Origin of the sequence: Bradyrhizobium sp. HKCCYLS3077 (assembly GCF_051167555.1) — a bacterium.
Lineage (GTDB): Bacteria > Pseudomonadota > Alphaproteobacteria > Rhizobiales > Xanthobacteraceae > Bradyrhizobium.
Window position 1 is genome coordinate 393,099 of record NZ_JBNPTH010000001.1, and the last position, 12,144, is coordinate 405,242.

General features: G+C 65.0%; 12 protein-coding genes. 5 read left to right on the plus strand and 7 right to left on the minus strand.

Annotation, left to right across the window (positions count from 1 at the left end; all coding sequences use genetic code 11):
* Positions 1-60 precede the first annotated feature (60 nt).
* The 3 genes from ACQR0Z_RS01755 to ACQR0Z_RS01765 all read right to left on the minus strand — a co-directional run bounded on the left by ACQR0Z_RS01755 (position 61) and on the right by ACQR0Z_RS01765 (position 4,319).
* Positions 61-1,254: a substrate-binding domain-containing protein gene (locus ACQR0Z_RS01755; RefSeq protein ID WP_434917486.1), complete on the minus strand. Its 1,194-nt coding sequence runs from the start codon at positions 1,252-1,254 to the stop codon at positions 61-63.
* Between the two features lie 135 nt (positions 1,255-1,389).
* Positions 1,390-3,168, minus strand: coding sequence for a putative bifunctional diguanylate cyclase/phosphodiesterase (locus tag ACQR0Z_RS01760; RefSeq protein WP_434917487.1), 1,779 nt, complete (start codon positions 3,166-3,168; stop codon positions 1,390-1,392).
* A 182-nt stretch (positions 3,169-3,350) separates the two neighbouring features.
* A complete protein-coding gene (locus ACQR0Z_RS01765; protein ID WP_434917488.1) occupies positions 3,351-4,319 on the minus strand; it encodes a sensor histidine kinase in 969 nt (322 codons plus the stop codon).
* A 175-nt stretch (positions 4,320-4,494) separates the two neighbouring features.
* Between ACQR0Z_RS01765 and ACQR0Z_RS01770 the strand changes: the two genes are divergently transcribed.
* Complete coding sequence (locus ACQR0Z_RS01770; RefSeq protein ID WP_434917489.1) at positions 4,495-5,337, plus strand: SDR family NAD(P)-dependent oxidoreductase; 843 nt, start codon at positions 4,495-4,497, stop codon at positions 5,335-5,337.
* Positions 5,338-5,572: 235 nt separating this feature from the next.
* On the opposite strand, the gene ACQR0Z_RS01775 is transcribed toward ACQR0Z_RS01770, so the two are convergent.
* Positions 5,573-6,949, minus strand: coding sequence for a cytochrome P450 (locus ACQR0Z_RS01775; protein WP_434917490.1), 1,377 nt, complete (start codon positions 6,947-6,949; stop codon positions 5,573-5,575).
* Positions 6,950-7,184: 235 nt separating this feature from the next.
* On the opposite strand from ACQR0Z_RS01775, the gene ACQR0Z_RS01780 reads away from it, so the two are divergent.
* Positions 7,185-7,715, plus strand: coding sequence for a hypothetical protein (locus tag ACQR0Z_RS01780; protein WP_434917491.1), 531 nt, complete (start codon positions 7,185-7,187; stop codon positions 7,713-7,715).
* Positions 7,716-7,842: 127 nt separating this feature from the next.
* Here the strand turns inward: ACQR0Z_RS01780 and ACQR0Z_RS01785 are convergent, their stop codons facing one another.
* Positions 7,843-8,001 (minus strand): hypothetical protein, encoded by a 159-nt coding sequence (locus tag ACQR0Z_RS01785; protein WP_011923716.1) that lies wholly within the window; start codon positions 7,999-8,001, stop codon positions 7,843-7,845.
* A 393-nt stretch (positions 8,002-8,394) separates the two neighbouring features.
* The gene (locus ACQR0Z_RS01790) at positions 8,395-9,210 is read right to left on the minus strand and encodes an outer membrane protein (protein ID WP_434917492.1); all 816 of its coding nucleotides are present in this window, start codon (positions 9,208-9,210) and stop codon (positions 8,395-8,397) included.
* A gap of 202 nt (positions 9,211-9,412) precedes the next feature.
* Here ACQR0Z_RS01790 and ACQR0Z_RS01795 point away from each other — a divergent pair, with 202 nt between their 5' ends.
* The 3 genes from ACQR0Z_RS01795 (at position 9,413) to ACQR0Z_RS01805 (ending at position 10,492) form a co-directional block, all read left to right on the plus strand.
* Entirely contained in the window at positions 9,413-9,769 is a 357-nt protein-coding gene (locus ACQR0Z_RS01795) for a hypothetical protein (protein WP_434858183.1), read from the plus strand.
* 127 nt (positions 9,770-9,896) lie between these two features.
* Positions 9,897-10,037, plus strand: coding sequence for a hypothetical protein (locus ACQR0Z_RS01800; RefSeq protein WP_434858184.1), 141 nt, complete (start codon positions 9,897-9,899; stop codon positions 10,035-10,037).
* A 44-nt stretch (positions 10,038-10,081) separates the two neighbouring features.
* Entirely contained in the window at positions 10,082-10,492 is a 411-nt protein-coding gene (locus ACQR0Z_RS01805; RefSeq protein WP_434858185.1) for a response regulator, read from the plus strand.
* 209 nt (positions 10,493-10,701) lie between these two features.
* Here ACQR0Z_RS01805 and ACQR0Z_RS01810 read toward each other — a convergent pair whose 3' ends face one another.
* Positions 10,702-11,940 carry an LLM class flavin-dependent oxidoreductase gene (locus ACQR0Z_RS01810; RefSeq protein ID WP_434917493.1) on the minus strand — a complete coding sequence of 413 codons (1,239 nt, stop codon included), beginning with the start codon at positions 11,938-11,940 and terminating at the stop codon, positions 10,702-10,704.
* Positions 11,941-12,144: the final 204 nt, after the last annotated feature.

Consider the following 12,144-nt stretch of genomic DNA (forward strand, 5'->3'; position numbering starts at 1 on the left):
GCTGCAGGGGCTTCCAAAGTGGACGTGCCCGGCGCGAGGGCCGGGCACGGATTCAGGATCTCAGCGCTTGTTGCGGATCGGGATGTCCATCTCCTCGATCTTGATCTCGCGCACGGGCTCGTTGACGGCCCAGGCGAGGTTCGGGTCGACCTTGACCCGGAAGTGATACATGCTTTGCAGCGCCTGGTGATCCTCTTTGCGGAAGATCATCTTGCCCTTCGGCGTGTCGAATTCCATGCCCTCCATCGCCGCGATCAGCTTCTCCGTATCGGTCGACTTCGCCTTGGTCACGGCGGTGACGACGGCCATCGCTGCTGAGAAGCCGCCGACCGTGAACAGGTCTGGCGGCGCGTTGAAGCGCTTCTGGTGCTCGGCCAGCAGCCAGTCGTTCACGGGGTTCTTGGGAATGTCATAATAATAATAGGTCGCGCCTTCCATGCCCGGCAGCTGCTTGTAGGCCGCGAGCGCCGCGAGGATGTTACCACCGGAGGAAATCTCGATGCCGTAACGCTTCGGGTCCATGTCCTGCAGCTTGCCGAGCGGATTGCCGCCGCCGGCCCAGAGTACCCAGATGAATTTGCGGCCAGGCTTGTCCTTCAGCGCGTCGAACAGACGCTGGCCGACTGCCGTGAAATCGGTGGTGTTGGTCGGCGCGTATTCTTCCGCCGCCAGCGTCGCACCGGTCTTGGCCAGCGCCTCTTTGAACGCCGCGATGCCGTCGCGGCCGAAGGCATAATCCTGCGCCAAGGTGGCGACCGTCACGCCGGGCTTGCCGATCGCGACCGCGTTGGAGATCGCGTCCTGCGAGGAGTTGCGGCCGGTGCGGAAGATGTAGCGATTCCACTTCTCGCCGGTGATCTGGTCGGCCACCGCCGGCTCGACGATCAGGATCTTCTTGTTCTCCTCGGCGACCGGCAGGTCGGCGAGTGCTGCGGCCGAGGACGTCGTGCCGATCGCGATGTCGGCGCCGTCGTCCTGATAGGCTTCCGACAAGGCGGCCTTCGACAGGTCCGGCTTGCCCTGGTCGTCCTTGGTGATGATGACGATCTTGCGACCGTCGATCATGTTGGTGCCCTTGGTCGCGTATTCTAAACCGAGGCGGAGACCTGCTTCGGTCTGCTTGGCATAGGCTTCGAGCGGGCCGGTCTTGCCGTAGATGAGAGCGATTTTCAGATCGTCGGCCTGGGCCGCGGTGGCCAGCAGGGCTGCACTCAGTGATAAAGCAATGCCTTTGAACAATTGTGACGTCTTCACGAGCCTTCCTCCCAGCTACCGGCGGCTGTTGTCTGCAACTGATAGTGTGCAGGCGCGGGCCGGGTCAAGGCGCTTTGGCAGGCAGTCCGGGAGCCCTCATACTTTGTGCTGATCGTCTCCTCGCTCCGAACGATGTCATCGCCGATAGCGGCTGCTGCGCGCGTAAGCCTGGCGATTTTCCTGCACAGGGCGACTGGCGAGGCTGATGCGCGCTTCGCTTGCAAGCGGCGCGGCAGGCTTGAGCTCTTCCAGAAAGATCGGACGCGAGAAGTAGTAACCCTGGGCATAGCGGATCTTGGTGGCCGCCTGCAGATAGGCGAGTTCCTCGAACGACTCGATGCCTTCGGCGATCACCGTCATGCCGAGCGCCTCGCTGAGCGACTCGATCGCGCGCAGGATGCCCTGGCTGCGCGGTCGCTTGTGGATGTCCGTGATGAAGGAGCGGTCGATCTTGATCTCGTCGGCGGTGATGTCGGCCAGCGCCGACAGCGACGAATAGCCGATGCCGAAATCGTCGATCGAGATGCCGACGCCGATCTCGCGCAGCAGCGGCACGATCTCGTCCTGGAAATGGCTCCGCGTCACGAAGGCGTCCTCGGTCACCTCGATCATGAACCGCTTCGGAAATCCGGTCGCCTCGATCGCACGCGCGAAGGGCTGCATGAATTCCGGGTTCGAGGCCTGCTTCGCTGCGACGTTGATGCTGATGGTCGCGTCGGGACCGAACGTGTCGTTGATGAGATCGATCGACTTGACGATCTCGCCGAGCACGAGATGCGCCAGCTCGTCGATCAGGCCGAGCTCGACGGCGAGATTGATGAATGCGCCCGGCGCCTGGATCACGCCTTCATTGTCGCGCAGCCGAACCAGGGCCTCGATGCCCTTGATCTCCTCGGTGCGGATGTCGACCTTGGCCTGGAATGCGCAGCAGAAGCGCTTTTCGAGGATGGCGAGCCGCAGCGACTGCTCGACCTTCATGCGCGCAAGCGCCTCGTGCTCCATGGCGCTAGAGAAGAAGGCCAGCGTGCCCTTGCCGCCGTTCTTGACGCGGTACATCGCGAGGTCTGCGTTCTGGCGCAGCACGTCGTAACTGGCGCCATGCTCGGGAAACAGGCTGACGCCGACCGAGGCGGCCGCGAACACTTCCGCGCCGTCGATGAAGAACGGCGCACTCAGACGGTGCAGCAGGCCCTGCAGGAATTCGGCGACCTCCTCGGCGCGCTCGATCGGATGCAGCAGCAGCAGGAACTCGTCGCCGCTGATGCGCGACAGCAGGTCAGTCTCACGCAGATCGCGGCTGATGCGCTTGGCGAACTCGACCAGCAGCGTGTCGCCGGTGGCATGGCCGTAATAGTCGTTGATGTATTTGAAGTTGTCGAGATCGAGGAAGGCGAGCGCGAAGCGTCCATCGACGCGGCCGCGCCGGACCAGATGGTCGGCGCGATGCTCGACGACGCGGCGCATCGGCAGGCCGGTCAGCTCGTCATAATAGGCGGCGCGGAACAGCTGGTCCTCGAACTCCTTCTGCTCGCTGATGTCGGCCGAGCTCGAGATCAGTACGTGCTGGTCGCCGATGCGGACGGGCCGGTGCGCCGTCAGCAGGGTCTGCGCGCCGCGCTCGCCGGGGACCTTCTCCTCGGTGATCACGGTGCGCCCCCGGCCGAGGATCTCGCGGCAGGCGGACCGCCTGTTGTCGAGATGCGGTGCCGCCACGCCGTCGACGCTGTTGGCGGCGGCGCCGAGCTGAACGGCGGCGGTGTCGTTAACCAGAAGGAAGCGACCGTGCTGGTCCTGCACCGTGACGCCCGACGGCAGCTGGCTGAGAATGCTGCGCAGGAAGCGCAATTCGGCCTCGGTCGAAGCCGTCCCGTCCTTGGCGTCGGGCGAAAAGTTGAAACGGTCGCTGCTGTACATGCGCCGATTGTGCAAAGTTCCCGCTTCATTTTAGTTAAGCGCTACGTAGAAACACGGAATGCGCGCACCAACTGTCGGGAATTGCGCGACTTTGTGCCCCGTCGTCGTTAACGGATCCTCAACGCCGCTGCAGACGCGCGCGCGGCCATGCGGCGAAAGTCGGAGGCGAGGCCGGCTCCTGCTCAGCTCGCCGGCACGCGACACTGCATCGTGCAGTGAATGCCGGTCTTGAGAAACGTCGTCTCGGTCTTGCCGTCGAACGCCGACAATGCCGCCTTCAGCAGCTTGCTGCCGAATCCCGGCTTGCCGACCTGATCGATCGGCGGGCCCTCGGCTTCGTCCCAGGTCAGCTTGAGGCGGTCGTCCTGCATCGTCCAGGCCACCTGCAGGAAGCCGCGCGGCGAAGCGAAGGCGCCGTACTTGCCGGCATTGGTCGCCAGCTCGTGAAAGATCAGCGCAAGGCTCACGGCGAGCTTCGCCGGCAGGAACAGCCGCTCGCCATTCAGCTCGAAGCGCACATGGCCGTAGGGCCCGAGCTCCGACATCAGGAGATCCTTGAGGTCGCAGCCCTGGCCATCGGCGCGCGCGATCAGATCGTCGGCGGTGGCCAGCGCGCGGATGCGCTGGTCGATGCGCCCCCACACCTCCGGCTGATCGTGCAGCACCTGATGCAGCACGGCGTGAATGGTGGAGGTCTTGTTCTTGAGCCGGTGATGCAGCTCGTCGACCAGGAGCTTGCGATACTGCTCCTCCTCGGTGAGGCGCCGCGCGATCTCGCGCTGTTTGCCGGCGAGGTTGCGATGATGCGTGACGCCCCAGATCACCAGGCCCGAGACGGCGAGATACATCGCCATCAGCGCAAGCCGCGCCGCATCGACCGGGCCGCCGCCGAAATCGAGCCCCAGCCCGAGCGCCGCGCCGAGGATCGCTGTCGCGATACCGACACCCGAGCCGCCCATCGCCGTGGCGAAGAATACCGCGGGCGTATAGGGCGTGAAGTACACGTCGGGTCGCAGATGCGCCATGCCGTAGCGGAACGCGGTGGCGAGCATGAGGCACATCGCCGCAAACGCACAGCTCCAGGCGAGGGATGGCTGCAGCTCGCCGAGCCAGGTCCGCTTGATGTCGTCGATGAGTCGCGTCATGGACATCCATCAGCCTGATGCGCGCAACCAAATTAAGGCGAGCGTGGCGGTAATTTGTCCGGTTGAAGGAAGCCGCCCGTCTTGTGTTGCAATTGATCTCACCGGATGATGGTTCCGCGTGGGAACTTCGGCGCTTCAAGCGACGATCGACAACAAGCATTGCACAGGGAAGGATCGAGCGATGGGACGGTTGGACGGCAAGGTTGCGGTGATCACGGGCGCGACCAGCGGCATCGGCTTGCGGACCGCGGAAGTCTTCGTCGCCGAAGGCGCCAAGGTCGTCATCGCCGGACGGCGCAGTGCCGAAGGCGAGGCGCTGGCAAGCCGTCTCGGCGCCAATTGCGTGTTCCGGCAGACCGACGTCACGGTCGACGAGCAGATGCGCGCGCTGATCGATCTCGCCGTCGATCGCTTCGGCCGGCTCGACTGCCTGTTCAACAATGCGGGCGGTCCGGCGCAGACCGGCGGCATCGAAGGCCTCGATGCCGGCCGGTTCGACCAGGCGATGGCGGTGCTGGTGCGCAGCGTCATGCTGGGCATGAAATACGCCGCGCCTCACATGAAGCGGCAGGGTGCGGGCAGCATCATCAACAACGGCTCGATCGCGGGACGGCTCGCGGGCTACTCGACCTCGGTGGTGTACAGCACGGCGAAGGCCGCCGTGATTCATCTGACGAAATGCGTCGCGATGGAGCTCGGCGAATCCGGCGTGCGCGTCAACTCGATCTCGCCCGGCCTGATCGCGACCGGCATCTTCGGCAAGGCGCTCGGCCTGTCGACGGAGGCGGCCGAGAAGACGCCGGAGACGGTCCGCACCGCCTATGCCACCGCGCAGCCGATCCCGCGCGCCGGCGTGACCGACGACATCGCCCACGCGGCGGTGTTTCTCGCCAGCGACGAATCGAGCTTCATCAACGGCCATGATCTCGTCGTCGACGGCGGCATCACCGGCGGCCGCAACTGGAGCCAGCAGCAGCAGGGCTACGCCGCCATGCGCAAGCTGCTGGGCGATGCGGTGGAGTAGAGGACGACGTCTTGGGGTGTTCTCTGACGGTCGACGCACAATGCGGCGATTGCCCGGATCTCTCCACGCCGTCATGGCCGGGCTTGTCCCGGCCATCCACGTAGTCCGACGTGCTGGGAAAGACGTGGATGCCCGGGACAAGCCCGGGCATGACGAGTAACTAATAGCTCTCACTGGTCGTGGCGACACGCGGGGCTCGTGGAAAACTGACTCCGCCGACCACGGCACATTGCGCTCACACCGCCTTCAACTGCACCTTCAGCCCGTCACGCGGCTTCGGGATCGGCCAGACCTGCCAGTTGGGCTGATAGCCCGGCGCGAACGACACTTCGACATTGGCCAGGAAGTGCCGCGCGAAGCACTTCACCTGCATGTAGGCGAAGTGCAGGCCGAGGCACATATGGGCGCCGCCGCCGAACGGCACCCAGGCGAAGCGGTGACGGCCGCGCTGCGCTTCGTCGGTGAAGCGCATCGGATCGAAGCGCTCGGGATCGGGCCAGATCTCCGGCATATGATGGGTGTACATCGGATTGATGCCGACGCCGGTGCCGGCGGGAATCGCAAAACCCTTGAAGGTGAAGTCCCTGACAGCACGGCGCGGCAGCGAGGGCACCGGCGGCATCAGCCGCAGCGTCTCCTGGAACGCCATCTCCGTCAGCTTCATCTTCTCCAGATGCTCTGAGCTCATCGGATCGCCCGCGGCGAGGCCGAGGCTTGCGACCTCGTCGCGCAGCCGCTGCTGCCATTCGGGGTGGGCGGCGAGCTGAGCGACGAAGGAGGTGATCGACGAGGTCAGCGTGTCGTGCGCGGCCATCATCAGGAAGCTCATGTGGCCGACGATGTCCTGCGTCGACAGCAGCGCGCCTTGATCGTCGGTCGCGCGGCAGAGATGCGAGAACAGATCGTCGCCGTCGCCCCTGGCCCGCCGCAGCGGAATCTGCTCGGAGAAATAGGCCACGATGCGCTGGCGGCCCTTGACGCCGCGCGCCATCTGCGTGCCCGGCAGCGGCTTGCGGATCGGCGCCACCGAGGCCGCGACCATGTCGACGAAGGCGCGGTTGATCGCGTCGACCTCCGGCCCGATCTCGGTGCCGAGAAAGGATGTCGCGGCGAGATCGAGCGTGAGCTGCTTGATCGCGGGATAGAACAGCATCTCGCCGGGATTTTGCTTCCATTGCGCGATGCGCGCGGCGATGCCGCGGTCGAGCCCGGCGAGGTAGGACTTCATCGGCCCGGCCTTGAAGGCAACCGACAGCGCCTTGCGGTGCATCCGGTGCTCCTCGAAATCGAGCAGCATCAGGCCGCGCGGGAACAGCAGATTGAGGATGCGGCCCCAGCCATGCGCCGAGGAGAACAGCTTGGTCTGGTCAAACAGCACGAGCTCGTTGGCCTCGGGGCCGAGCAGCACGACATTGACGTCGCCGAACATGTTGCTGCGATAGACCGGACCGAATTTCCGCGCGTTGCGCTCGACATGCCCCTTGGGATCGGCGAGCACCTCGAAGGTCTTGCCGATGATCGGCCAGCCCTCGTCGCCGGGAATATGGGTCAGCGTGTTGCGGCGGGGCGCGTTCAGCATGAAGGCGTCAGAGGCCACGTTCTGCATCGACATCGCGGGTCTCCATCAGGTGGGAAAGATTTGCGGCGCTCCGACGGCAGCGTCGGCTAGCGGCACGCGGGGCACATCGTCACCGGCATTGAAATGCGGTTGCAGCGCCGATGCAATACGCTCAGGTGACTCATGGCCGTTCAATTGTGCTGCATCGCACGCCGCTGCGTTCTCGCGGCGCGGTGATGCGTCCGAGGGATGGAATTTTCCGCCCTCGCAAGATGAGAGGGCGCGGGGAATGCCGGGCGCTGGCCGCACCCATGGCCCGCCTGCAACAAAAAAGCAGGCGGCAGTCACCACAGGTTCAGCCGAAATCACCCGGCATTCCCCGCGCGATGGTTTTCACGCTTATGTCGCGATCTCCCCGGTGTCCGGCTTGTTAGCCACCGTCACTCTCCGGCTCATCATGACCACAGAGCTTGACGCCAGCATCGGGGCGCCAGGACCACGCGTCTTCACGTCCGCAAGCCTGCCGTTCGTCGGCGAGCGCAAGGCCCGCTGCAGCAAACTCGCAGCCACCGCATCCCCCCCCGCGTGTCGTGACGATCGCGATGCGCCCCTCTCATCGGGACGGGATGGCGTGACGATAGGCGATATTCTGAAAAACGGAAGAAGAATATTTTTGCACGGAGGACTGGACAGAGGTGATGCGATTGAGCGGGCTGACGAAATCAGATTTTCGGCGCACACGTCGAACGGCGTTCACCGGAGCGTCGACAGGCGAGCGGGATGCCGTGTCGCGCTTTCCAAGGCGCTTCGCTGGTCCTGATTCGCCCGTCGGGCGTAGCGGGCGCCGGCAGCCTTACACGGGCGAACGACCCGCGGCATCGGTGATCATCAGCGACGCGAGGCCGTCTCGCTGTTTGAATACGCCGCCCGCTCCGGCGCAAATGCAATCATCCGGCCGACTTGTTGATCTTCTTCACCTTGGCGTCGGTTGCCTCGATCGAGGCCGCCAGCTCCAGGATCGCCTTGGCCAAGAGGTCGGCGGCCTCCTTGGGATCCTGCGATCTTTCGGCGCGCAGCGCGTAGTTCTTGGCTGAGGAGAGTGACATTGGCGACCTTTCCCACGACAAAGCCCGCCGGGCCGAGACGGCGGGCTGCCTGACGCATCCGATGCGCGAGCGGTCCATGGCAGACCGTGCGCGATCGGCCGCGAGCATGGCAGGACAGGGTTAAGAAAATCCTGGTGACACCCGATCGCCGATGTCTGCCACGGCGGCTGCCGGCGCTTCGAGATTCAGACGTCAGACTGCGACCAATGTTGGCAAGTCTTAGTTGATTTCGCCGCGCATCACCCGCCTTAGGGTGGGTAAAGGCGAGCCGCTGATCTCTCCACGGGCTCGCCTACAGTGGCCCGTGCCCACCATCTTGCTGATGAGTTCGCCGATCTATGGTGCGCACGCGGCCGCCTGCGGCGGCTGCTTTGCTCAGCCCTACATTCGACGTCAGAACTTGTAGGCGAGGCCGACCGTCGCCGTATGGGTTCGCGTCGTCACATGCGCGGTGAAGCGGTCGTCGAAGCCGACACCGACGCCGCCGGCGACGAAGACGGGCTGGGTCCAGGTGCCAAAGTCGGCGTAGCGATAGTCGGCACGCACGACCCAGTGGCCGCCGATCATGTGCTCGACGCCACCGCCCACGGTCCAGCCGACCCGGGTCGAGGCGAAGGTGTCGTTGTGTGGAATGCCGAGGCAGAACGCGTTGCCGGGAACGACGGTGCAACTGGCGCTCAGCTCAACGCGCTGCCACGCCACGCCGCCGCTGCCGTAGATCAGCGTATCAGGCGCGACCAGATAGCCGAGCCGGGCGCGCAAACTGCCGTCCCAGGTGCCCTTCACGGAGCCTGCCGGCAGCCCGACCAGCGGCGCGCCGAAGAACAGCCCGGCGGTTCCTGGCAGGGCATTTGCCGTCTTGTTGTTGTCGGCCCAGCCGAAGTCGCCCTCAACGCCGGCGACCCATGACGGCGCGAACTGCCAATTGACGCCGAGATAGCCGCCGAACCGGGCCGCGACGCTGTCCATCGCGCCGCTGGTGCCGGCCGTCGGCACGAATACGCCGGCAAAGTTCGGGGCGATGTCGCTGGTGCGCCAGTCATTGTCCGCCCAGCGGGCGCCAACCGACACGCCGGCGTAGACGCCGGTCCATGACGGCGCGGCCACGACTGGCGGCGCCTTGACCGGCAGGTCGGCCGCCAGCGCAGATCCTGCGAGCGCGGTCGCCGCCAGCGCAGCCGCAATGCCCGCCACTACAGATTTCGCCATCACTTCCCCCGGTATCCGACGTCGATTTGACACCTGTGGCACACCATCGGCAGTTGCAGCCGGCGCCGCAATCGCAGCGCGCGCGGCCCAGCGAAAAAGTTCGCGGTGTTGCGAGCCCGACACGCCGCCGGGGGCTTGCCCGGGACGACATCCGATGTGAGGAGACGGCGTTGAACGTCACTGGCTGACGGAGGATTTCAAGATGTTGGCCTCGATGCGACGGCTGTGGGGAGCGTTGAAGCGGCAACACGCGGTCGAGGCCGATGTCGGAGCGAACCGCCCTGGCCGACGGTGGCGCGTTCGTGCGGTTCGTGACGACGGCCGAAGCGTCGAGCTTCAGAACCAGGGAATCTTCGATGAACTCGTCGTCGACGATTGGCTCCACCTCGAGCAGATGGACGACCATGCCTGGTGGCTTCAGGTCGGCGATGTCGGGATATGGGTGAGCGTCAAGGCGGGGGAGCCTCCGGTGGTCGACGTCGAGCGCGGGGCATACGGCGACATTCGCGGCGAGACGCGGACCTGGAACGCGCAGGCGTTCAAGGACGGGCTGCGCTGAGGGAATCGTTTTCCCGTCGAAACAGTGTTAACTCCACGGACGGTGTATCAAGTCGGCGCGACGGCGGGCGTTGTTCGTCCGTGGCCTCTACGCCAATTCATCCATGCCGATCATCCGAGATCGGCCCATGATCAGCGCCGAGGCTGCTGCCGATCGCGTGAAGCAGATCATCTCCAAGGCCGCGATCGACTTGGCCTCGGCGCCGATTGTCGGGGTCCGTAGATCTACGGAGACCAATCTTTACCTCGCGGCCACCGCTGTTCTCTAGAGACGGCCAGACCGGGACGTCTGGCCAACAGCGAGGGCAGGACCATGAGCAATCAGTTGCTGGTGATCGAGGATGCCGAGGTGCATCTCTCGATCTTGCGCAAGATCGCCGCGCAATGCGGCTATGAAGCGACCTGCGTGACCTCGGTCGAGGCCGCCGCCGCCGAGCTGCGTGAGAAGACATTCGACTGCATCACGCTGGACCTGTCGTTGGGCGACCGCTGCGGCGCCGACATCCTGCTGCTGCTCAATGAACTGAAGATCCGGACCCCCGTGATCTTCATCAGCGGCGCCGAGGACGGCACCCGCGAGGAGCATGTCCGGCTCGCCACCGTGCTCGGCCTGGTCGTCTATCCGCAATTCCAGAAGCCGGTCGACCTGCCGGCCCTGCGCGAGACCCTGAAGCAGATCGCGACCCTCGCCGAGTGCGAGCGGCTGGTCGCCGCGGTGAGGTAGTCACGCCGCTCTACGCAACCGCGCAGCTTGCCCACCACGACCACCGTCATTCCGGGGCAAGGCCGCAGGCCTTGAACCCGGAATCTCGATGTTGGCTTGCGAGTGTTCGACCATCTCGGGATTCCGGGTTCAATCGCCAACGCGCTTCCGCGCATTGACGATTGCCCCGGAATGACGGGGTATGATGCGATCGCAGACGCGGCTTGCTGCTACCCTCGTCGCTTCGCCGCTTCCTGCAGGTCCGGCGCATTCACCGCGGGAATCGCGACGCGGCCCGGTCCCGTCTGCGACAGCGCCGCGGCCGCCTTGTCGTTGTCCATGATCTTGGCCATCACGGCCTGGCCGGCGCGCTCGAAGATGGCGCGGTTCTCGATGACGAATTTTTGCGAGCGGCGCAGGCCGTCGATGTAGCCGTTGATCTCCGGCACCACGTAGCGCGCGACCATGTCCCAGCTGCGCCGCGTGTTCTCCGGATTGGCCCAGTCGTGCACGAAGCCGATGATGGTGCCGACGCCGCCCGACACCTGCATCAGGTTCTTGATCGTCTTGACGAGATCGTCGGGCGTGCCGATCGTCGAGGCCGCGCCCTCCACAAAGGCGGTCTTATCGACGGCTTCATCGGGCGAGGAGAAGGCCTTCAGGCCCGGCCGCATCAATGTGCCGACATTATACTCGTTGTGCCAGCGCATCAGTCCGGCGCCGGCTTCGCGGCGCGCCTGCTCGCGGGTCTCGGCAATGTGCCAGGACAACAGCACGCGCCAATTGGCGCGGCTCACCGTGGTGCCATGCTTCTTCGCCGCGTCCTCGGCGAACTCCCATTGCTGCGGCAGCGCCATCAGGCCCTGCGTCGACATCGAGCCGAGCGAGATGATGCCGATGCCGTATTTGCCGGCGAGCGTCATGCCCGACGGCGAGATCTGCGAGGCCACTACGAACGGCATCTCCTCCTGCAAGGGCAGGATCTGCAACGCCGCGTCGTTCATCGTGAACCAGTCGCTCTTGGCGGTGACGCGTTCGCCATTGAACAGGCGTCGGATGACCGCGATCGCCTCGTCCTGGCGGTCGCGTTGCGTCATCGGATCGATGCCCAGGGTATGCGCATCGGAGGCGAGCGCACCGGGACCGGAGCCGAAGATGGCGCGGCCGCCGGTCATGTGGTCGAGCTGCACCATGCGCTGCGCGACGTTGAACGGATGATGATAGGGCAACGAGATGACACCGGTGCCGAGCTTGATGCGCTTGGTGCGCTCGCCGGCGGCGGCGAGGAACATCTCGGGCGAGGCAATCATCTCCCAGCCGCTCGAATGATGCTCGCCGCACCAGAACTCGTCATAGCCGAGCTCGTCGAGCTGCGACACAAGGTCAAGGTCGCGGCGGAATTGCAGCATCGGATGCTCGCCGATCGGATGATGCGGAGCGAGGAATGCACCGAATTTGAGCCGCGCCATTTTGTTTTCTCCCGAATGGAATTTCGTTGTTGCTTGACCGTCAGGCTAATTGGCGCGCCGTGCGCAGGCAATCACGTTGCTGCTCATTCGGCGGCGGTGCATGCCTGCCATTTGATGTTTACTCATCGGCCATCCGCACGCAGACTTCGGATCGAGATTGCGATTCGCGAAAGGGGCTTTCCGCACAGTCATCGGCTCGAAGCA